This window comes from Trichocoleus sp. FACHB-46 (assembly GCF_014695385.1).
GTDB lineage: Bacteria > Cyanobacteriota > Cyanobacteriia > FACHB-46 > FACHB-46 > Trichocoleus.
Genome location: NZ_JACJOD010000030.1, coordinates 105,682 through 127,369, shown reverse-complemented (window position 1 = coordinate 127,369; position 21,688 = coordinate 105,682). Strand labels below are relative to the sequence as shown.

Here is a 21,688-nt window from a genome sequence, read left to right as displayed (position 1 = left end):
TACCCTGACTGGGGTGATTTGATGCGGTTACTTAACAGTCTCCAGTTGATCAGCCCGTAACCAAATATTGGGGGTTGGAACTTGGCCAAATTTTACCAGGGCATAATCACCTCGCATATCCACAACCTCTCCTTTCGTCTCAAACAGATAGGGGGGAAAGCGAGTATCGCTAGCTTGAGCTTCTAAACTGTTTTCCAATTTTTCTCGAATGGCACGGACCAGATCACCTTTTTTCACTGCCATAGCTTACCCTACCGCATCTCTAGACTCCTCTTCAGCATTCATTGTAGAGCTTAAGTGCGATCGCCTACAGCAACTCTAGCCTCAGTAAGACAAATGCTCTCTAATTTATTCTGGCTTGGTATAGGGTTGGCATTGCGAACAAAAGTGAGCAGAGCGACCTGCCAACTTTAATCGCTCGATCGGATTGTCACAAACTCGACAAGCCGTGCCCGTCCGGTTATAAACCCAAGCCGCTCGGCCATAGTTGCCATTCACGCCTTGGACGTTGAGGAAGTTGCTGAAGGTTGTCCCTCCAGCATCAATGCTTGTCTCTAGGACTTGGATTACGAACTTGCGGACTTGGCCAATTTGCACTGGCGTTAAGTCTGTACAGAGCGTTTGCGGATGAATATTGCTGAGAAATAAAGCTTCGTCTGCATAAATGTTGCCAACCCCTGCCACTAGGGTTTGGTCTAGCAAAGCATTTTTGATGGGACGTCGCCGATTACGCAACTGCTGCGCTAGGTATTCTACCGAAAACTCGTCTGAGAAGGGTTCAGGGCCGAGTGTTTGTAATCCTGTCATCACGCTTTCAGGCTGCTGTCCGGGTGGCACCCACCACATATGGCCGAAGGTCCGCTGGTCTACAAATCTGAGTTCGCGATCGCCCGCAAAAAATAGTCGCACTCGTGTGTGCTTTTGCAACGGCTCGCTCGGATCAAACCAAAGTAACTGCCCAGTCATCCGCAAATGAACGCCTAGCCAACCTCCAGATTGTGGGGATTGCCCTTCTGTAGAGGTAAAGCATTCGGTAGAGCGTTCAAGTTTTGCCAACAAGTACTTCCCTCGGCGCTGCCAAGCCGTGATCGCACTTCCCTTTAAGCCCGCCAAAAAATCAATATTAGAAACTGGGTGGGCAATGGCGCGATCCAGCAACACATCACCACCCAGAATAGTTCTGTTCAGGGTCACCTGTTGGAGACCCCGACGAACTGTTTCAACTTCAGGCAGTTCAGGCACAATCTAACCTTAGAATTCGGTTTACCCTAACGGGAATCCGTTCCCTGATTAGCTCCGCCTTCCACAGTCGCATTCGCTTCACCAGCTTCCGGCTTAGCAGTTTGCTTCGCGTTAGTCTTGGTGTCTTGTCCAGTTCTACGCTTAGCAGCGTCGAGAGTCGTGTTTCCACCACCAGGCGCAGCAGGTACTCCTTGCTTCGCCTTAGCTTTTGGAGCTTCGATCTCTACGACTTCCTCGGTCGCAAAGTTGTTGGTATTGACACCAGCGTAGTTAACCTTATCAAAGCGAACAATAACTGGATACTTAATACCACTCTGGTCAATCGAGGCAACAGTGCCTACATCTTGGAACCAGAAAGATTCTTTACGGAGGATACGGACTTTAGAACCACGTTGAACCATGAGTGTTTTTTCCTTAACTAATTTTCAACACATATGGCTAATCGATCCTCAGAGTACTACTCCAGAAGGCCTCTCGGTTCGTTCTGCTCTTTAAGTTTTATTTCTACTCAATCCAGCGAACCCGCACAAAGTGGGCTGGCCGGCCCCAATCATCCCGAATTGCGGTTACCCCTGCGATCGCTAAATTGAAGGGAATCGCGGTCGTAACATACTGCTGGGCCACGCTCCCTAAGTCGGGTGCCAAGTGAGCTGCTGTGGTAGCAGCTAATCCCAGGCCTAGTAGCTGTTCAATTGGGCCTTTAGGCAGAAGCAAGTGGATACCAAGGGCTAATCCTGCCGTGAGTAGCATATTGACCGATAAATTAGTGCCGCAACGAGGATGAACCGCTAAGTTCCACTCCCCCTCCGTAATTCGCTGCAAAGCCTGATGCACTGACCACCGTAGATATACTGTATCCACTTGACCATAAAGATAAAACCCCCGATCCGTAGACATCCCTCCCAACAATTCATTGTCTGCGGATAGGGATCTAGAAACTGTCCCAGCATTAACGCTATGAGAAGACTCACTTAAAACCCAAACCGTTGCATGCTCCAAGGCATGAACTTGTCGCAACATCAAAAGCTCTTTGAGAGCAGGAATGAAGCTAAGTTGTTTTAGGAGATCAGTATCTTGAGTCTGGCTTGGATGCAGCAGTTCAGGGTTCCAAAAGCTCAGAGATTCGCTATTCTTTTCAGAAGCAAAGGCGGCCATAACACCCCAACTTAACTGATCAATTTAGCAATAGCAGTCTCCTTTAACTCTAACGTTCCTACCTAGAAAGAGTTAAAAATTTTGTTGTTACCTAGTTAGAAACCATGAGCCTAGAAAGCAATTCGTGATCAGCGCTATCCAGTCAAGCAAAGCTGAAGAGCACACTCTAGCTATACAAAACAAATAGAGAAGCAGAGCGATCGCCTAGCTTCTCCACTGAAGATTTTCAACGTGTTGGGGTAGATTCTTTCCGATCTGAGTGATAGGGCTACGAGATAGCAGCGCTCCCGCCATTACTGAGCCAAGGAGCATTGAAAATAGCTGCTGTTGGCGTGCCGGTTGCGGGTTGCACTCTCTCTCCAACTCTCTTAGCAACTTCAATTCCGTACTGCTCAAAAATCACAATTGGATCAGAGCCTTCATTCATTTCAATCCGCTTCACTAATACTTGACCGTTAGCAAGTCGCTGTCCCACGCTGACATAGCGACTAGTATTTTCGTTAGGTGCCTTAATAATTGCCTGAGCTTGTTCGCCAACTTGAACCACTCCTGAAACCTCAACTGCCTGAGCTAGAGCTGGCTGCGGTAATGGTGGCAAAGCTGCAATTGCAGGAGGTATCGACCGAGGCAACGTTCCTGGCCGAATGGGTGTTGCTCCTGGCACTGTAGGTCTGCCGACTGGCCGAGCTCCTGCCGTGTTTGTTCTTCCAGGACTTCCTGCACCAGCAGTCGTTCCTGGAGACCTGCGAGTAGCACCAGGAGATCTATTAGTTGTATTAGTTGTATTGGGCCTTGAGGCTACTGGAGAGGCTCCTGGGAGGGTTCGGACCTGAGGAACGGCGCGTGGAGCAGCAGTCGGTATAGTTGCATTTGGAGAAATAACAGGAACTGGAGGGAGCGGCAACAAAGCAAACGGATCTTGACGACCCTGCTGTACCTGACGAGCCCGTTCATCAGGATTGGTTGACTGGATCAAAGCGGGGGCAGCAGCGCCAGTTCTGGGCTTTTGAGCAACTAGCGGTGGTTTCTTAGCTGAGAAAGGTTGTGCTTTGGGGGAAGGTTTGGCAGGAGCTTGTGTCACCGCTGTAGGGGCAACAGAAGGGGCCGGCGAAGCAGCTTGCTCGTCACCTCCCTCTCCGGCACACCCACTCATTAAAAGAGCCAGCATCCCTGTAAATGCAATCACTTTAACTTGACGCATCGCCAATTCCCCAAAACTTTCTTACAGAATAGCCTTACTTGCACTGTTTTGTGCTAAGGATTCGACTGAAATCATACTAGAAATAATGTTACTTTTGCTAAGTTCTTTGAACACTACCTACTGTTGATTACTTCCCGCCTAGTAGCCAAGCAACTTGTCCGTTTTTAACGTAAAGTTTCAAGAAGAGAGTAAGATTCAGCGAGAAAATGGGTAAGCTCGGCAACAGCACTAAATAACTTGCTATTTGAAAGTTTCTTCAACCCTAAAGCTCTCGTTCGACAGATGCTTTTTGTAGTACAAGCTCAAATTTCATTATTTGAGAATGCGTATGGTTTGGTTAATGAAACTACTCTGCGATCGCCAATTTAATCTTTTTGATTAACTACCGCTTACTAACACGATTTATGAGTCAACCCATCAAAGGCAAGCTCTGAAAATCAGCGATTGGCCTACAGTTTCATATTCCTAAACCAACCCAGAGCAAAGAAACAATTAATAGATTGAAGCCAACTTACTCTTCCACAGTAGCCATTGATTCCTTAAGTAAATGCAGTCCTTTCTTAACTCGCCGAGAAACCGTAACGGCACTGATTCCTAAACGTTCAGCAGTTTCTTTTTGAGTCAAGTCATACAAGAAAACAAACTCTAAAATCTCACGAGTTCTACTCTCTAATTGGAACAAAGCTTGGTGTAGGCGAATTTGATCTTCCTGAGCCAGTTGGAAGCTGCGGTAGCGATTATCAGGAACTAGTTCTCCTAGAGAGGCGGACCCTTCATCTTCGTCCCGCACAGGTGCATCAAGACTTAGAGGTGCACGGTTTTTTAGAGCTAATTTAATTTCCTGCCATTCTGATACTGAAATCTCTAACTCTGTAGCCACCTCTGCATCGCTTGGTTGGCGGTTAAGTTGAGTTTGCAGATTCTGAATTGCCCAAGCCGCTTGTTTTTGTAGTGCTTGCCAACGACGAGGAATTCTCACCGAAGAACCCCGATCTCTGAGGTAATGTTGAATCTCACCTCGAATGTAAGGAATAGCAAAGGAACTAAACGCATGCCCCTTTGACATATCAAATCGCTCGATCGCCCGAATTAAACCGATAGAGCCAACTTGAAGTAAGTCCTCATAGTTTTCTGTACATTGGTTAATCCAATGATGTGCTTCTCTCCTAACAAGTCCTAAATTGAGTTGAACTAGTTGGTTCCGAAGTTTCGCGGAGGGGTTTTTCTGGTACTCTCGCAACAGTTGTAAGCTTTCACTCTTGAGTTCATTGGTGGCGGTAGTTTGCATGACGAGATTCAGGTGGTAGAGCAGTGAACTTGATAAGCACCAGATAAAGTCTTCTTCAGTCTTACCAGCCCCTCGCAGCTAGGGCTGTGATATGTAGAATATTTAACTGCGACCCTTGCGATAGTTTTCCATCATTGAGGTAAAAAACTAAAAGCTTGTACAGGGCAGAGAAACTAGATTTAGCTCAAAACAAATTATTCTATTCGTGAGTCAATCTATATAACTTTCGTCTTTTGGTGGGCTATACAGTCGCACATTAAAGTTATTCTTTATCCCGAATCCCCAACAACTGCATTTCTACGGAACCTGATTTTGGGTCACCAGACATGCTCATAAGAATTATCTTGATGCACTACAAACTTAGCAGGCATCAGAACATTTCATAAAATCTTTTTATGATTTCACCTAAAACTATAGGCTGTAATTATATAATGAATGTCCCTCTTGCCAGTAGAATAGCTTGGCGATGCTACTTGGGAAATACAGGGAAATAAAAATGGCTCAGGCAAAGATCGGCATCATTGGTGGAAGCGGCCTCTACAAGATGGAAGCTTTGAAGGATGTAGAAGAGTTACATATAGAAACACCATTTGGCCCGCCTTCAGACGCACTCATTTTAGGAAGCTTAGAAGGAACTCGCGTTGCATTCCTGGCGCGTCATGGCCGAAACCATCATCTTCTACCATCGGAACTCCCATTTCGAGCCAACATCTACGCCATGAAAAGCTTGGGCGTAGAGTATTTAATCTCAGCTTCCGCTGTTGGTTCCTTAAAGGCAGAAGTCAAACCGCTAGATATGGTGGTGCCCGACCAGTTTATTGATCGCACTAAAAACCGTATTTCTACCTTTTTTGGCGATGGCATCGTGGCTCATATTGCCTTTGGCGACCCAGTTTGTCTGCGCCTTGCTCAAGTTTTAGCAGATGGTGTCAATAGCTTGAATTTGCCGGATGTAACCCTACACCAAGGCGGCACCTACGTCTGTATGGAAGGGCCCGCATTCTCTACCAAAGCTGAATCGCATTTGTACCGCAGCTGGGATGCTACTGTCATTGGGATGACCAACTTGCCAGAAGCAAAGTTGGCGAGAGAAGCAGAGATTGCTTACGCGACCCTAGCGCTGGTTACAGATTATGATTGTTGGCACTCAGATCACGACAGTGTGACGGTAGATATGGTCATTGCTAACTTGCAACGCAATGCAGTTAACGCTCAGCGAGTGATTCAGGAAACGGTACGTCGTCTTAGTGAAAATCCACCAACTTCTGACGCCCACTCAGCCTTGAAGTATGCCATTCTCACACCTCTAGATAAAATTTCAGAAGCTGCTAAAAGTAAGCTTGATTTATTGCTCTGCAAGTACTTAGCTAAATAACTCTTCTACTCGCTGACGAATAGCTAAGAGATTTAACCCTCTAGATAAAATTTCAGAAGCTGCTAAAAGTAAGCTTGATTTATTGCTCTGCAAGTACTTAGCTAAATAACTCTTCTACTCGCTGACGAATAGCTAAGAGATTTAACGGCAAATCGTGCTGTAAGCAGCGCTCTAAAAAGACAATCGGCATTGTCCGTTTAGGCCAGACTAATACGGTATAGCTAAGGCTGGTACCTGACCCATCTTCTTTCGTTTCAGGTTCCAGCCGCCAACAGCCTGAATATGCGTTAAAGTCTCCTTCAACCATATTGAAGTGAATTGCTTGCAGAAATACTTCTTCAATATCTAAGACAACCCGAGCTGAGAAGTTAACCCGTAGCAGACGTTGAGTACCGATCTGCTCTAAGCGAATTCCGCCTTGAGGATGCTTTAAGCGCTCACTTTTACCTAGATTAGGAATGAATTCAGCCAAGGCTTCATAGTCAGTCAGAACTTGCCAAACTTGTTCCACTTGACGAGGAATGGATATTTTGGCAGAGATTCTTCGCTTTCTTCCTTCAACTTGCTCAGTCTTAACTTCTACGGCTTGAAGCAGTGCTAGGTCAACAAGTTCGGTGGTCAGGTTCAGCATTGCTGCTTGAACTTCAGCATTTGCTGGTAAGTCAGGATCTAAGTTGGAAGTGAATTCATTAATCACAAGTTTTTCCGATCAAAACTACAAGTTTGAGAAGATTAGGGATTAGCACTATTGAAAGTGTGCGGCAAAGTTAATGTAAAGCAAGTTTCGAAACTGTCTGTTGCGGGCAGAGGATGACTGGCGACCGCGATCGCCCCATTCAAATGTTGGACTAGACATTTCACCAAAGCAAGCCCCAAGCCGGTTCCCTGCACTGCCCGTTGGGTTACGCCTTGGCCTCGACGGAACTTATCAAAAATGTACGGCAGTTCTTCCTCTGCAATTCCAGGGCCTGTGTTGCACAAGGTTAAAACTATTTGGTTATCTGACGACTCAGATGGATGGGCGACAACCAGTCGAATGATGCTGTTAGGCTCTGCGTACTTGCCAGCGTTGGTTAGCAATTCTACTAAAATACGGTTTAAGCTGTCGTAATCGGTTTGTAAGATTAGCGATCGCTTTGGTAAGTCAGTAGTGAGGGTTAAGCCTTTACTTGCCAACCTTTCTTCAAAGGATTCTACTAGTTCACCAATCAAACTTTTGAAGTCAACTTTTTGCAGATAAACAGAAGCTTGATTAGACTCTAGCTTTTGCAAGGCTAGCAGGTCATTGATCAAGTTTGTTTCTTGATTACATTGCTGCTCCAGAATATCAAGGTATTTATTTTGGCGCTCCGGCGACAGCTCTGCTTGCCGCAACATCCGAATTGCTAAAGTCATGCTGGTTAAAGGAGTGAGCAACTCATGGCTCATGGTGCTCAAAAATTCATCCTTAAGCTGATTGAGCTGGCGCAGTTGGTCGATCTGTTTGCGAGTTCGCTCATAAAGTTTTGCTTGAACCTCTAGACTCCGCTTTAGTTGCGCAGTGCGCTCTTCTACTAAAGCTTGTACTTGTCGCAGAGTCTGAGATTGAATAATGGCAGTGCTCACTTGCGCCCCGACCAACTCCAGAAATTTTAATTCTTCGGGTTCCCAACTCCGAGGTTGGCTATGCTGTAAAATCAAAAATCCCAAAATCGTTCCCTGGCTTTCCAAAGGCACCATCACGAGAGCAGGAAAAGTCTCTGGGGCAAAAACTGAAGCCACGGCCTCTGGAGGAGCTGTGAGGTAAGATTCGTATCCGTTGGTTACTACTACTAGCTTGCTGGGATCGGAAAATGCTTGCTGGCTCAGGGCACATTCCGGAATCCAGAATCCTTCATTCAGTACTGGAGCCAAAACAGGCGACTGATTATGACTGTTTGGAGTAGGGTTCAGCCACTCACACACAACTGAAGCTTTAACTCTGAGCGATCGCTCTAGGGAGCGGCTTTTGGCCATTGGGTCAGAGTATTTGAGCATTAATAGCAAGCTGCGGTCTACCTGTAGAGCTTGGGCAGCTCCCTCAGTAGCTAACTTTAGAATTTGATTTAGTTCTAGAGCATTGCGAACGGCTACAGTCAACTGCTCAATCAAGGCTTGTCGACAGTTTTGCTGCTGAATTTGACGTTGAGTATGAAATTGGGAAATGGCGATCGCGACTTGGGGTAGCACACCATTCAAATTCGCCATTTCTGTAGCTGTCCAATGGTGAGCTTGCGATCGAACTAAACCAACCACTCCATTTTGCTGACCCTGAAATTGAGTTGTACTACCTAAAAGAGCCCGGACCGGTGGGCCATCCCATTGATTTTTAGCACCCGTCTCACCTGGAATGGCTGCTAAATCAGAAATATTACATAACTCAGTGGAGCTACTGCTAAGAATCGCTTTTAGTGCTGGATGTTTAGCCAGCTGAGCTTGAGGCTGGTGGACAACTATATCCTCTGCTGCCTGCCACCAGTAAATGGAGTGAGGCAAGAATTGGCTATTGGGACAAACAGCCAGATAACAATCTGCCTCAAATGCTTGACCTAAAGTTTGGGTAATTTTCTGTAAAATCACTTCTGGTTCAGCGGCAGTCACCAAAATATGACTTAGCTTTTGCAGAAGGGGAACGTAGCTTACAACATGGGGCATGGATAGAGACAGGGTGTCCTGCGCCAAAACCAGGTTCGTTGAATCAGGCGATCGCAAAGCACCTGTTCTAGTAACAGGAACTTGCGATTCTACAGGTAGCAACGTTTCTAAAGGTGGAGCATGCCGGAGTTGGCTTTGAGTTCCATGATGCTTGAAAACACTTGCTGAGTGCTGCGCGGCGAATTCTCTTGTTTCCTGGGAGTCCATCATGAACTACAAATTTTCAGCTAGCTTTACCTACGTAGCCACCCCGCTTAAGGTTAAAGTTCCCATCTGCACTTAGTCTCTAGCAGGTTGGCTTGATTAATTTAGAGCAAGTCAAGAGTTGTTTTTCGGGCTTATTCTTTGCTTGTTCTTAATATTCCGCTCGCTCAGATTACCCTGGCCTCAGTGGTAAAAGTAACCGTGATTTCGCGGCGATTTTTGATTAGAGGCAAATATTGCCAGCTTTACCGTTATGTTGATACATAAGAACTGCTCTTGCTGTAGAGACTCCGTATGAACTCACAACAACTTTCTTCGGCTATGCAGCCTATCCCCAACGTGATTGGAACAGTAAAAGGGCCAGGGGAGAATGGGAATCAGTACGTGTTTATCACTACGGACAATCAGCAGGTCAAGATTGGTGAGTTTGTCTACTATGAGACCGCCCTTAAAGCAGCCGGAGATAAGGCACAAATCACGCTTCAAATTTTGGGCAAAATTGCTGCTCTGCGGTTGATTGATCACCTACCAGATCGCATTTTTGCCGATACAGAAATTAGTCCAGACGCGATCGCAGCTTTGGTGGGTTTTGCCTATCCCAATCCCGAGATTTACGAGGTAACTGTCGAAGTCATTGGTTATTTCGATCGTAATCTGGGGTTCATGAATCCTCGTAAAAGCCCTGATCCAGGGGCCAAAGTTCATTTAGCCAGCGACGCACTTCTTCAAAGCATTCTCAACAAAAAGCAGCCTGATGACATTGGAGCAGCCCAGATCGGTTCAATTTTGCTGCGCGAAGGTGAAGCGGTGCCGATTGTGCTAGATGTGAAAGAGTTGGTGAGCACACACATGGCGATTCTAGCGGGTACAGGATCTGGTAAGTCCTACACTGCTGGGGTGCTCGTTGAGGAATTGTTGCGGCCCTATAATCGAGCAGCGGTACTAATTTTCGATCCTCACGGTGAATACAGCACACTGGAGCAAATGCGCGGCCATCCTGCCTTTGCTGCCGATGGCTACTCGCCTGAAGTGAAGATTTTACGGCCCGATAGTATCCGAATTCGCATTTCTTCTTTGGACTATTACGACATTTTGATGTTGTTGCCAGAGATGAGCGATCGCCAGCAGTCGATTTTGAACAAAGCTTTCAACTTAGTCAAACGGCATAAACGTGGCGAGTACCGCTGGGACGTACAAGACTTAATTGCTGCGGTCTATGAAGCAGATAAGCAAACCGATGAAGAAGGGAATGAGAAAGCAGGTTCTTCAGCCCCTGCTCTGGAATGGAAGTTAGAGCGACTGGAGCGATCGCCTTATTTTCATGCCTTCGAGCACCTGACTCCTAAAGACTTGTTTGCCCCCGGACAAGTCACTGTGTTGCAAATGAACGAGATTAGCCAAGAAGAACAACAGGTGATCTGTGCGGCTGTCTTGCGTCAAGCCAATCATGCTCGCATGAACACGCAGAAGGAACTGCTGACACCTGAAGATGAAAACTATTTGCCCTACCCTGTGTTTATTTTGATTGAAGAGGCTCATCGCTTTGCTCCAGCTCACGAGCCTTCTCGTTGTAAAGCTGTCTTGCGGACAATCTTGAGCGAGGGTCGCAAATTTGGCTTAGGGGTAGGGCTGATCACGCAGCGTCCTGGCAAGTTGGATGCTGACGTTCTGTCCCAATGTATGAGTCAGTTTCTGATGCGGATTGTTAACCCAGTAGATCAGGAAAGTTTGAAGTACGGCGTTGAAGCAGCAGGTCGAGACTTACTGAAGGAGTTACCTGCCCTGACTAAGGGACAAGTGATTATTTCAGGAGCTTGCATCAATACGCCAGTGCTCTGTAAAGTGCGGCAACGTCTCACATCTCACGGTGGTGAAACTTTGAATGCTCCCGATATGTGGCAAAAGTACTTCCAGCCCCATCGAGTTCAAGAGCGTGAAGTTGAGGTCGCGCCTGTGGTAGGACGCAAACGTCCAACAACCTTTAGAGGCGTCAGTATCGACTGATTCAGGTAACTCAGTTGGCAGCCAAAATTTTCTGCTCGGTCACTAGGGTGAGGCTGCTCCAACCTCCCTGGGCATCGTAGCGGCGGACCATGCGTTGACGCAAATCAGGCTCAATTAACCAGCCAACCTCTAGGACAAACGGCTGCCCTACTTTCAGATGCTGAGGACAATTAGAAGAAGCCCCATTGGGTAACAACAAAACCCGTACTGCCTGAGCACTTTGGTCAAAATGAAGGATAGACCCATCAATCCTTGCTGTTGAAGTGATGGTCCGAGCTGCATTCCCTATTCCAAAAGTTAATTGCTGTACTAGTCGCTCAGGACTCTCTTGATGCAGCTTTAAGCGAGTGGGATAGGTATCAGGCGATCGCCAATCCGGATAAATGGTTACAGCCTCTCCCTGCCATTCCCCCAACAAGTCAGGCAACCGTAGCAGAGGCCGCTCAAACACTTCCGTTCCAGTTCGGGTTTCTCGAATCAGGGTCAACTGGTGGAAATTTCCATCTCGGTTAAATAACTGCACCAAACGTAATCGTCGGTCTCCAGCAATTAGACCTAACTCGGCACCAAAGTCAGCAAACGGCCCGAACTGCATGGAGCCTTGCGAGAAAGCACCATTTTCAAAGAAGAGAGTCCCACGGTTAAGAGAGCTGTATTCTAAAATCTTGTCCTGGATTTCTGGCTTTCCAGAAGCGTCTTGACTTGGCAGAAAGCGGCGCACCAATTGCCGCATCGTTTGATTATCATTAATCCCTTCAAAGGCAACCAGGGTAGGCGTATTCGCTAAGACTTCTCCGTCAGACCCAAGCTGGATAAATGATCCCTGCCACTCCCCTAGATTTTCTAGCAAGCACTCCCACTGAGACTTCATCTTCACCCTTAGCGAACGGCAAAGCGACGCACCGCAAATAAACTACCCATGAGACCGACTAACCCGCCGAAGCTGAGGAGGACTAACGGCAATAAGAGCAGCTTAATAGGGCTGAGTTGTACGCCATCTGTTAGAAACTGGATCAGGTCGGGTTGTTGTGCTAACAGGTTTCCGAGGAAATGCTGGACAGCGCTAATCAAACCCCAAGCCACAACTGCACCAGCAATGCCAAAAGTAATCCCTTGCAAGATAAAGGGTAGATAAATCCAGGCTGTAGTGGCTCCCACCAACTGCATGATTTCGATCTCCCGGCGCCTTGCCATCACAATTAGGCGGATCGTGGTTGTAATTACGGCGATCGCAGTCAGTGTTAATACGCTTGTAATCGTGAAGCTAATCCAATTCAATCCCTGATTGAGTTGAGCAATACGCTTAACGGCTTCATCCACGTATCGAACTTCTTCAACACCTTGCAATTTTCTCAATTGCTCGGCTAAAGTTGGTACGCCCTCAGAGGTGCGGGCTTTCACCTTGAGTTCATCTACAAGGGGATTGCCGTTTAACTGCTGCGTTGCGCCCGCAATGTCTGAGATTCCCATTTCTTTGACTAACGCGGCCCAAGCCTCCTCTTTAGTAATTGCTTTTACAGCAATTACTTCTGGCAGTGCTTCCACAATAGGTTCCAGTGTTGTTGCCTCCACCCCTGTATTCAGGTAAACCGACACCTCTAACTGGCTACCAAACTGACCCAACAGGCCTTCCAGTTGCCAAGAAGCTTGTAAGCTAATGCCAAACAGGAAGAGCAACACAGTTACAGTGCTGACCGCAGCCCAGTTCATCCACCCTCCCCGACGAAGGCCAAGCAGTGTCTCTCGCAATAAATAGTCCAACTTCGTTAGAAATCGAAACACATTTCCCTACGCCTTTGGAGTTACTGACAATTCGAAATAATTTTTAGATCGTCACAGTGTTAATTCTGACACCAATTCTGTCCATCCTGATTCATATTGGTGCCTCTTTAAAAATTTTCAGTTTTGTTTGTATTTCAGCTCTTCATCTTAACTTCGCGCTTCAGTAGTAGGTAAATTGCATGACCCTGAGTATCAGCGACCTGTTCGAGGAGAGTTATTACCTCTTCAACAATCCAGATGTCGCAGAAGCCGTTCGCCAAGGATTTTTTAGCAGTGGTTTTGAGCACTTCATTCAGTTTGGCCAGTTTGAGTTAAGTAGCAGCCCTAGTCGTGCTCCTAGTCCTCTCTATGACGAACGTCATTATCTGACCAACAATCCAGATATTGCAGCAGCTGTCCAAGCAGGAGTGTTTAGGAGTGGGTTTCAGCACTTCATTCAGTTTGGGCAATCTGAGTTGGGCCAAAATCCTGGATCAGTAGAAGCTCCCTCCTCGCGCTCTCCCAGCCCTATATTTAATGAGGCTTTCTACCAAGCCAATAACACAGATGTCACCTCAGGGGTTCAAGGCGGGCAATTCAGTAGTGGATACGAACATTTTGTTCGCTTCGGTCAGTTCGAGACTGATACAGTTGGAACCCGCGATCCTAGTCTTCTCTACAACGAGCAGTTCTATTTAGCCCACAACACAGATGTAGCCAATGCGGTTACAAGTGGATTTTTTGAGAGTGGTTTCCGGCATTACATCCTATTTGGTCGGCGAGAAGGTCGCGCTGCTATTAATACGCCGCCAGTTGCTAATGGGGATAGTTTTACTGCAAACGAAGATAGTGTCACGATCACGCCTATCCTGGTAGCAAACGATGGCGATCGCGATGGAGACGCACTTGCGATCGCAGGTTTCACGCTCCCTGCTAATGGGACATTGGTTGACAACCGAGATGGCACATTTACCTACACTCCTAGCCCCAACTTCAGCGGCACTGATTTCTTTACCTACACGGTTAGTGATGGTTTTGGTGGAGTAGCGAGCAGTACAGTCACCCTCACAGTCAATCCAGTCAATGATGTTCCTACTGCTGGAAACGATACTGCCACAGGGAATGAAGATACACCTCTTATTCTTAGCTTTGCTAACTTACTCATCAATGACAGTGATGGGGATGGGGATACTCTCTTAGTAACAGGGGTCGGTCGTCAGCCTACTAACGGCACGATCACTAGTAACAATGGTGCTTTTACTTACAACCCTACAGCAAGATTTTTTGGTACTGATAGCTTTACCTATCTCGTTAGTGATGGGAAAGGAGGAACCGCCACTGCCACCGTTAACTTAACCGTTAACTTAGTTAACCTAGACCCAGTCGCGAACAATGATGCGCTGACGATCAACGAAGATACGCCGGGCACAGTCAATCCCTTGGCCAATGACAGTGACCCAGATGGTAATCCACTGACCCTGGTTAGTTTTGGTCAACCTAGCAAAGGTAGTGTTACCAACAGCAACGGCACCTTAACTTACACACCAAACGCTAATACTAGCGGTAATGATAGCTTTACTTATGTCGTTAGCGATGGGCGCACAGGCACAGCGACTGCAACAGTCAACATTACTGTCAACTCAATTCAAGACGCACCGATCGCTGGTGACGACGCGTTTACCACGAATGAAGACACACCATTCCCATTCAGGTTTACTGACTTAACCAGGAATGATACTGATCCAGATGGCGATCAAATCTTCCTAAACGGCTTTACTCAACCTAGCCGAGGCAGCGTCGTTGGCAATGGGGATGGAACCTTCACTTACAACCCTGGACCTAACTTTAACGGCACCGATAGCTTTACTTACAGGATTCAGGATAGTGCAGGTGGCAGTGCAACCGCCACCGTTAGGCTAATCGTTAATTCCATTAACGACGTCCCTGTAGCAACCAATGATGCTGTTAGTGCGACTGAAGATACGGCATTCGCCATTAGCACTGCTAATTTATTAGCGAATGATTCCGATGCCGATGGAGATCCCAAGATCATTACTGGATTTTCGCAAGCAGGGAATGGTCGAGTTGTTGACAACGGCAATGGATTCCTGACCTATACGCCTAGCCCCAATTACAGTGGTACAGATAGCTTTAGTTACACCATCACCGACGGCAAAGGTGGTAATACTTCTGCCACAGTCAACCTTACAGTTGCTCCAGTTAATGATGGACCTCCCGTACCTGTTAGTGACGCCTTTACCACGAACGAAGACACAGCAGTTCTGATCAGCGGTGCGGCTCTTTTAAATAATGACAGCGATCCAGATCCAGGTGATCTTCTTTCCATTACGAGCGTAGGTTTGCCCTCTAGGGGTTCGTTAACCAACAATAACGGCACCTTTACCTACACACCGAACGCCAATGTCAACGGCACGGATAGCTTTACCTACGTTGTCAGCGACGGCAACGGTGGTACTGCCTTGGGAGTCGTTAATCTGACCATTAATTCAGTTAACGATGGACCTCCGGTTGCTAATGCTGATAGTGTCACGACGGATGAAGATACGGCTAGCGCTAGCTTCAACGTACTTGCCAATGACACTGATACTGAGGGTGACCTGATTACGCTGCTTAGCAACACGCAGCCAACCAACGGATCACTGACTAGTACAGGTGATGGCACGTTTGTTTATACGCCCAGGGCTAACTTCAATGGCTCCGATAGCTTCAGCTACACCATCAGTGATGGCAATGGTGGCGTAGCTTCAACGACTGTTCGCATCATCGTCAACTCTGTTCAAGATCCTCTGGTTGCTAATAACGATGCGATCACAACTAATGAGGATGCACAACTCAGTTTTGGCAGTAATCTTCTTACGGCGAATGACAATGATGGTGACGGCGATCCGTTTAGCATCAATACGTTTAGCCAACCTACCCAAGGCAGTCTAAGCCGTAATGGCGCTGGCACCTTCACATACACGCCTAATGCCAACTTTAACGGTAGTGATAGCTTTACCTACACAATTAGAGATAACGCTAACGGCGGCACAGCTAGCGCAACGGTTAACATTGTTGTCAATTCGACTAATGATGCTCCCATTGCGGGCAACGATGCGATCGCTGTCAATGAAGACACTCAAACTCTGATCACGATTGATCCGACGTTGCTCGGTAATGATTCTGATCCAGACGGGGACATCCCGTTTATTACCAGCTTTGCTCAACCAGGCCGGGGCTCACTGGTAGATCAAGGAGATGGCACCTATCTCTACACACCAAACACCAACATCAGTGGAACAGATAGCTTTACCTACACGATTAGTGATGGTCGAGGTGGTACTGCAAACGGCGTTGTCAATCTTACGATCGGGCCCGTTAACGATGCTCCTACAGCGCGGGATGACGCCTACACCGTTAATGAAGACACTCGGCTCTCGATCACTGCTACGAATGGGGTACTAAGAAACGACACTGATATTGATGGCGATCGCCTGATTGTTAGCGTTTCTGACACTAACAGCGCCCAAGGTGGAACTGTCGTTGTCAATAACAATGGCAGCTTCACTTACCAGGCTCCCACTGACTTTAGTGGGACAGATAGCTTTACCTATACCGTTGCTGATCCAAGCGGTGCCATCAGTTCAGCTACGGTCATCATGACGGTCAACCCAATTAATGATCGGCCTACAGCAACGCCTGATGCAGTTACCACGAATGAGGAAGAAGCAATCACAATTGACCTCACTGATAATGCCAGTGATGTTGATGGGGATGTTCTCACGTTTGCTACTGCAACCAATCCTAGAAATGGAGCGGTTACCAACAACGGTGATGGAACTTTTAACTACACACCAAATGTTAACTTCTCTGGCAGTGATAGCTTCGCCTACACAGTTAACGACGGTAGGGGAGGAACGGCCACTTCTACAGTTTCAATTACTGTTGCTAACGTCAATGACATACCAGTAGGCCGCAACGATAGCTTTACAACTACCGAAGACCCAGGCAGCGTCACGATTCCAAATGTATTAGCCAACGACACTGACGTTGATCGTGACCCCCTCTCCGTGTCAAGCAACACTGACCCAACTAACGGCACTGTTGTTAATAACGGTAATGGCACGTTCTCGTACACACCAACTACTAACTTTAGCGGCACTGACAGCTTCACTTATGTAGTTGATGATCTTAAAGGGGGTACAGCTGAAGCGACGGTTCTGCTAACAGTCACACCTGTTAATGATCGGCCTGTCGCAACGAATGAAGATGTCAGCACCGGTGAAGAAACCGCGATCGCCATTAACCTGCTAGATAATGCCAGCGATGTCGATGGTGACTCACTAGCATTCTCTGTAGGGACTAATCCTAGAAATGGTAGCGTTGTCAACAACAACAACGGCGTCTTTACTTACACACCAAGGCTCAACTTCTTCGGCAGCGATAGCTTTACCTACCGAGTCAATGACGGCAGAGGCGGCACCGCTCTAGCCACCGTTAACATTACCGTAGAGGACGTCAACGACGCACCAGTTGCTAGAAATGACAGGTTCACAGGTAATGAAGACACAGCGTTCACCTTTAATGTGATAGCTAACGACACTGACCTTGAACGTGATCCGCTCAATGTAGCTGAGTTTACTGAAGTTGCCAATGGTACCCTGACACCCAATGCTGATGGCACCTTCACTTATCAAGCCAATGAAAACTTCAATGGCTCTGATAGCTTCACCTATGTCATTGATGATGGTCGCGGAGGCACAGCCACAGCAACTGTCAATCTCACCATTCGGCCTGGCAATGACGCTCCAACAGCCATTAGTGATGACCTAGTTACCAACGAAGACACCCTAGGCACCATCAACGTCCTAGCTAATGATAGCGACGTTGATAACGATACATTTGGTGTTCTCACCTTTACTCAAGCGGGCCGTGGCACGGTGAGAAACCTCGGCAATGGTAACTTCTCCTACCAACCACTGACTAACTTCAACGGCTCTGACAGCTTCACCTACACCATTCGTGATAGCAGAGGCGCTACTGCCACAAGCACAGTGAATGTCACTGTCGACTCGGTTAACGATGCTCCCATTGCCCGCAATGACACCCTGACGATTAACGAAGACGCTGCGGCTACTCCTATCAACATCCTGGTCAATGACACCGATGCTGATGGGGACGCGCTGACTGTGATTAATTTCACAGAGACCACCAAGGGGACGCTACTCGTCGACAATGGTACCTTCAGCTACCAGCCGAATCCCAATGCTAACGGCTCTGACAGCTTTACCTACGTCATCGATGATGGGCAAGGTGGCTCTGCGAGTGCCACGGTCAACATCGTCATTCGTTCCCTCAATGACGCTCCTCTGGCCGTCAATGATGAGCTAACCCTAGACGAAGACACCCTAGGCAGAATCAACGTCATTGCCAATGACACGGATGCTGACAGCACCTTTAGCGTCCTCAGCTTCACTCAAGCGGGTCGCGGTACGGTGAGGAACCTCGGCAACGGTAACTTCTCCTACCAACCGCTGACCAACTTCAACGGTTCTGACAGCTTCACCTACACCGTTCGTGATGCTGCTGGTGCCACTGCCACGGCCACGGTCAGTGTCGGAGTCAACTCGATTAACGATGCTCCCATTGCTCGCAATGACAGTCAGACGATCAACGAGGACAACGCAGCGATTCTCATCAACGTCATTGCCAATGACACCGATGTAGACCGCGACCCCCTCACCATCGTCAGCTTCACAGATGCCACCCGAGGAACGCTCACCGACAACGCCAACGGCACCTTCACCTATCAGCCGAGTCCGAATGCCAACGGCAGCGACAGCTTCACCTACATCGTTGATGATGGTCAAGGCGGCTCTGCTTCTGCCACGGTCAACATCGTCATTCGCTCCCTCAATGACGCTCCGCTCGCGGTGAACGACAGCTTGACGCTGGACGAGGATACGACGGGTAGCATCAACGTCATTGCCAATGACACGGATGCTGACAGCACCTTTAGCGTCCTCAGCTTCACTCAAGCGGGTCGCGGTACGGTGAGGAACCTCGGCAACGGTAACTTCTCCTACCAACCGCTGACCAACTTCAACGGTTCTGACAGCTTCACCTACACCGTTCGTGATGCTGCTGGTGCCACTGCCACGGCCACGGTCAGTGTCGGAGTCAACTCGATTAACGATGCTCCCATTGCTCGCAATGACAGTCAGACGATCAACGAGGACAACGCAGCGATTCTCATCAACGTCATTGCCAATGACACCGATGTAGACCGCGACCCCCTCACCATCGTCAGCTTCACAGATGCCACCCGAGGAACGCTCACCGACAACGCCAACGGCACCTTCACCTATCAGCCGAGTCCGAATGCCAACGGCAGCGACAGCTTCACCTACATCGTTGATGATGGTCAAGGCGGCTCTGCTTCTGCCACGGTCAACATCGTCATTCGCTCCCTCAATGATGCTCCGCTCGCGGTGAACGACAGCTTGACGCTGGACGAAGATACGACGGGTAGCATCAACGTCATTGCCAATGACACGGATGCCGACAGCACCTTTAGCGTCCTCAGCTTCACTCAAGCGGGTCGCGGTACGGTGAGAAACCTCGGCAACGGCAACTTCTCCTACCAACCGCTGACCAACTTCAACGGCTCTGACAGCTTCACCTACACTGTTCGTGATGCTGCTGGTGCCACTGCCACTGCCACGGTCAGTGTTGGGGTTAACTCGATTAACGATGCTCCCATTGCTCGCAATGACACCCTCAGCCTCAATGAAGATGCTGCGGCTACTCCTATCAATATCCTGGCCAATGACACGGATGCTGATGGGGATACACTAACGGTGATTAGCTTCACGGAGACCACCAAGGGAGCATTGACGTTCAACAACGGCGCCTTCAGCTATCAGCCGAGCCCGAATGCTAACGGCAGCGACAGCTTCACCTACGTCGTTGATGATGGCAATGGTGGCTCTGCCAGTGCAACGGTCACGATCAACATCGCCTCTGTCAACGATTTACCAGTGGCTGTCAACGATGTCTTGACCGTCAATGAGGATGCTTCTGGCACGATCAATGTCATTACCAATGACACGGATGCTGACGGTGACCCAATCACGCTGTTCAATTTTGGTCCAGCTAGTCGGGGTGTGGTGCGCAATAACAACGGCACCATTACATACACACCAAATCCCAATGCTAACGGTACAGATAGCTTTACCTACAGCATTACAGATGGCAGAGGTGGCACATCAACCGGTACTGTGAATGTCACGATTAATCCTGTGAATGACGCTCCGCTCGCGGGCAACGACAGTGTGACCACTAATGAGGACACCCCGGCGACATTTAATGTGTTTACTAATGACACTGATGCCGATGGTGATTCGCTCATTGTGATTAACTTCACTGACCCTGGTAAGGGGAGTATCACAAGTGCAGGGAATGGCAGTTTCACTTACACTCCGAATGCCAATGCCAACGGCTCTGATAGCTTCACTTATGTGGTGAATGATGCCAACGGTGGTACTGCGGCGGCTACGGTCAACATCACTATTAGCCCAGTTAACGATCTACCGATCGCGGTGAACGATGCTGTTACGACTAATGAGGATGCGGCTGTCACCGTTAACGTATTGGCAAACGACACGGATGTAGACGGTGATTTCCTCACGATCGCTGGTTCTACACAGGGCAGCAACGGCGCTGTTACTGACAACGGCGATGGCACCTTTAACTACAATCCCAATCCCAACTTCAGTGGCACAGATAGCTTCACCTACACGGTCTCGGATGGTCGTGGTGGCTCGGCGACTGCTACAGTCAATGTCGCGATCGCGCCTGTGAATGACTTGCCGATTACGAGTACTGACTACTTTGTAGTGGGAGAAGGTGCGTCGCGTACGCTCAGCGATACGAATCTCCTAGCTAATGACTTTGATGATGATGATCTACAAAGCAGCTTGAGGATTGTTGGTCTCGCTAGCTCACCTGTGAACGGCACTATCACTCGTGGGAATGGTGGGTTCAATTACACACCAAGGTCAGGCTTCAATGGCAACGATAGCTTTAGCTACATCGTTCGCGATCCTCAGGGTGGTACTGCTACGGGTACTGTCAATCTTGTGGTAGCTCGCAATCTAGATAGCCCGTTCATCTTCTCGAAGAGTTCCGATAACAATATCGAGAATTCGACGACGATTCCTCACGCAACTGTCTCTGCTACAGGAGATGGGACATTTGATTACTACTCATTTACAGCAGGAGGTCCGACCGCGATTCTGGACATTGACTTTGGTGTGAAAGCAACAGGGTCAATCGATACGCAACTCTTCCTCTTTGATCAGACAGGAGCTTTAGTAGTACAGAATGACAATGCGTCAACCAGTAATGGTGGCCTTGGTAGTGCCTCTGGAGCCGATGCTTACATCAAAGCAACTAACCTGACTGCGAACCAAGTCTACATTGTGGGGGTTAGCCAATCTGGAGCTGGCTTCTCTGGTGGTCAGTTATTTGGTAATCCACCAAATCCTGGGCAAACTTATACCCTGCAAGTTTCTGTTGAAGGTCATCCGTTTGTCTAATAATCTGGAGGCTATCACTCTATAGCTGTAACACTGCCTCAACTGCGATCGCGGAAGGGGCAGTGTTTCCTAGCTAGTTACGTAATTCATCAGGATCGCGAACTAGCATTTCTGGCGCTCCATCGCAAATTCCAACTATCGCTAGAGTTTGATGGAGCGCTTCGTCTTCACTTCACGCTTCAGTA

The 21,688-nt window shown here is 48.1% G+C and carries 13 protein-coding genes; 3 read left to right on the top strand and 10 right to left on the bottom strand.

Features of this window, described 5'->3' with window-relative positions; translation table 11 throughout:
- Window positions 1-27 precede the first annotated feature (27 nt).
- From H6F72_RS17055 to H6F72_RS17030, 6 genes are all read right to left on the bottom strand, one after another.
- Window positions 28-243: an NAD(P)H-quinone oxidoreductase subunit O gene (locus tag H6F72_RS17055; RefSeq protein ID WP_190438071.1), complete on the bottom strand. Its 216-nt coding sequence runs from the start codon at window positions 241-243 to the stop codon at window positions 28-30.
- A 105-nt stretch (window positions 244-348) separates the two neighbouring features.
- Window positions 349-1,242, bottom strand: a complete 894-nt coding sequence (locus tag H6F72_RS17050; RefSeq protein WP_190438069.1) for a DNA-formamidopyrimidine glycosylase — start codon at window positions 1,240-1,242, stop codon at window positions 349-351.
- 26 nt (window positions 1,243-1,268) lie between these two features.
- Window positions 1,269-1,643, bottom strand: a complete 375-nt coding sequence (locus tag H6F72_RS17045; RefSeq protein ID WP_190438065.1) for a photosystem I reaction center subunit IV — start codon at window positions 1,641-1,643, stop codon at window positions 1,269-1,271.
- Window positions 1,644-1,746: 103 nt separating this feature from the next.
- Window positions 1,747-2,397 (bottom strand): DUF6391 domain-containing protein, encoded by a 651-nt coding sequence (locus tag H6F72_RS17040; RefSeq protein WP_190438063.1) that lies wholly within the window; start codon window positions 2,395-2,397, stop codon window positions 1,747-1,749.
- Window positions 2,398-2,665: 268 nt separating this feature from the next.
- A complete protein-coding gene (locus tag H6F72_RS17035; RefSeq protein ID WP_190438060.1) occupies window positions 2,666-3,598 on the bottom strand; it encodes a hypothetical protein in 933 nt (310 codons plus the stop codon).
- Window positions 3,599-4,109: 511 nt separating this feature from the next.
- Window positions 4,110-4,886, bottom strand: coding sequence for an RNA polymerase sigma factor SigF (locus tag H6F72_RS17030; RefSeq protein ID WP_190438057.1), 777 nt, complete (start codon window positions 4,884-4,886; stop codon window positions 4,110-4,112).
- A gap of 496 nt (window positions 4,887-5,382) precedes the next feature.
- Here H6F72_RS17030 and H6F72_RS17025 point away from each other — a divergent pair, with 496 nt between their 5' ends.
- Window positions 5,383-6,261 carry an S-methyl-5'-thioadenosine phosphorylase gene (locus H6F72_RS17025; protein WP_190438054.1) on the top strand — a complete coding sequence of 293 codons (879 nt, stop codon included), beginning with the start codon at window positions 5,383-5,385 and terminating at the stop codon, window positions 6,259-6,261.
- Between the two features lie 97 nt (window positions 6,262-6,358).
- Here H6F72_RS17025 and H6F72_RS17020 read toward each other — a convergent pair whose 3' ends face one another.
- Together H6F72_RS17020 and H6F72_RS17015 are read right to left on the bottom strand one after the other, a co-directional pair.
- Window positions 6,359-6,958: an SRPBCC family protein gene (locus tag H6F72_RS17020; RefSeq protein ID WP_370527517.1), complete on the bottom strand. Its 600-nt coding sequence runs from the start codon at window positions 6,956-6,958 to the stop codon at window positions 6,359-6,361.
- A 35-nt stretch (window positions 6,959-6,993) separates the two neighbouring features.
- Window positions 6,994-9,144, bottom strand: a complete 2,151-nt coding sequence (locus tag H6F72_RS17015; RefSeq protein ID WP_190438052.1) for a GAF domain-containing sensor histidine kinase — start codon at window positions 9,142-9,144, stop codon at window positions 6,994-6,996.
- A gap of 288 nt (window positions 9,145-9,432) precedes the next feature.
- Here H6F72_RS17015 and H6F72_RS17010 point away from each other — a divergent pair, with 288 nt between their 5' ends.
- Window positions 9,433-11,142, top strand: coding sequence for an ATP-binding protein (locus H6F72_RS17010; protein ID WP_190438047.1), 1,710 nt, complete (start codon window positions 9,433-9,435; stop codon window positions 11,140-11,142).
- Between the two features lie 10 nt (window positions 11,143-11,152).
- Here H6F72_RS17010 and H6F72_RS17005 read toward each other — a convergent pair whose 3' ends face one another.
- On the bottom strand, window positions 11,153-12,013 hold the full coding sequence (locus H6F72_RS17005; RefSeq protein ID WP_190438044.1) for a DUF3598 family protein: 861 nt from the start codon (window positions 12,011-12,013) through the stop codon (window positions 11,153-11,155).
- 8 nt (window positions 12,014-12,021) lie between these two features.
- Window positions 12,022-12,924, bottom strand: a complete 903-nt coding sequence (locus H6F72_RS17000) for a permease-like cell division protein FtsX (protein WP_190438041.1) — start codon at window positions 12,922-12,924, stop codon at window positions 12,022-12,024.
- A gap of 179 nt (window positions 12,925-13,103) precedes the next feature.
- On the opposite strand from H6F72_RS17000, the gene H6F72_RS16995 reads away from it, so the two are divergent.
- Window positions 13,104-21,503 carry a tandem-95 repeat protein gene (locus H6F72_RS16995; protein ID WP_190438038.1) on the top strand — a complete coding sequence of 2,800 codons (8,400 nt, stop codon included), beginning with the start codon at window positions 13,104-13,106 and terminating at the stop codon, window positions 21,501-21,503.
- Window positions 21,504-21,688 lie beyond the last annotated feature (185 nt).

Coding starts and splice junctions, on each gene's coding strand:
- H6F72_RS17045 (WP_190438065.1), bottom strand. CDS start 1,643: ATGGTTCAACGTGGTTCTAAAGTCCGTATCCTCCGTAAAGAATCTTTC.
- H6F72_RS17025 (WP_190438054.1), top strand. CDS start 5,383: ATGGCTCAGGCAAAGATCGGCATCATTGGTGGAAGCGGCCTCTACAAG.
- H6F72_RS16995 (WP_190438038.1), top strand. CDS start 13,104: ATGACCCTGAGTATCAGCGACCTGTTCGAGGAGAGTTATTACCTCTTC.
- H6F72_RS17035 (WP_190438060.1), bottom strand. CDS start 3,598: ATGCGTCAAGTTAAAGTGATTGCATTTACAGGGATGCTGGCTCTTTTA.
- H6F72_RS17040 (WP_190438063.1), bottom strand. CDS start 2,397: ATGGCCGCCTTTGCTTCTGAAAAGAATAGCGAATCTCTGAGCTTTTGG.
- H6F72_RS17030 (WP_190438057.1), bottom strand. CDS start 4,886: ATGCAAACTACCGCCACCAATGAACTCAAGAGTGAAAGCTTACAACTG.
- H6F72_RS17015 (WP_190438052.1), bottom strand. CDS start 9,144: ATGATGGACTCCCAGGAAACAAGAGAATTCGCCGCGCAGCACTCAGCA.
- H6F72_RS17005 (WP_190438044.1), bottom strand. CDS start 12,013: ATGAAGTCTCAGTGGGAGTGCTTGCTAGAAAATCTAGGGGAGTGGCAG.
- H6F72_RS17010 (WP_190438047.1), top strand. CDS start 9,433: ATGAACTCACAACAACTTTCTTCGGCTATGCAGCCTATCCCCAACGTG.
- H6F72_RS17055 (WP_190438071.1), bottom strand. CDS start 243: ATGGCAGTGAAAAAAGGTGATCTGGTCCGTGCCATTCGAGAAAAATTG.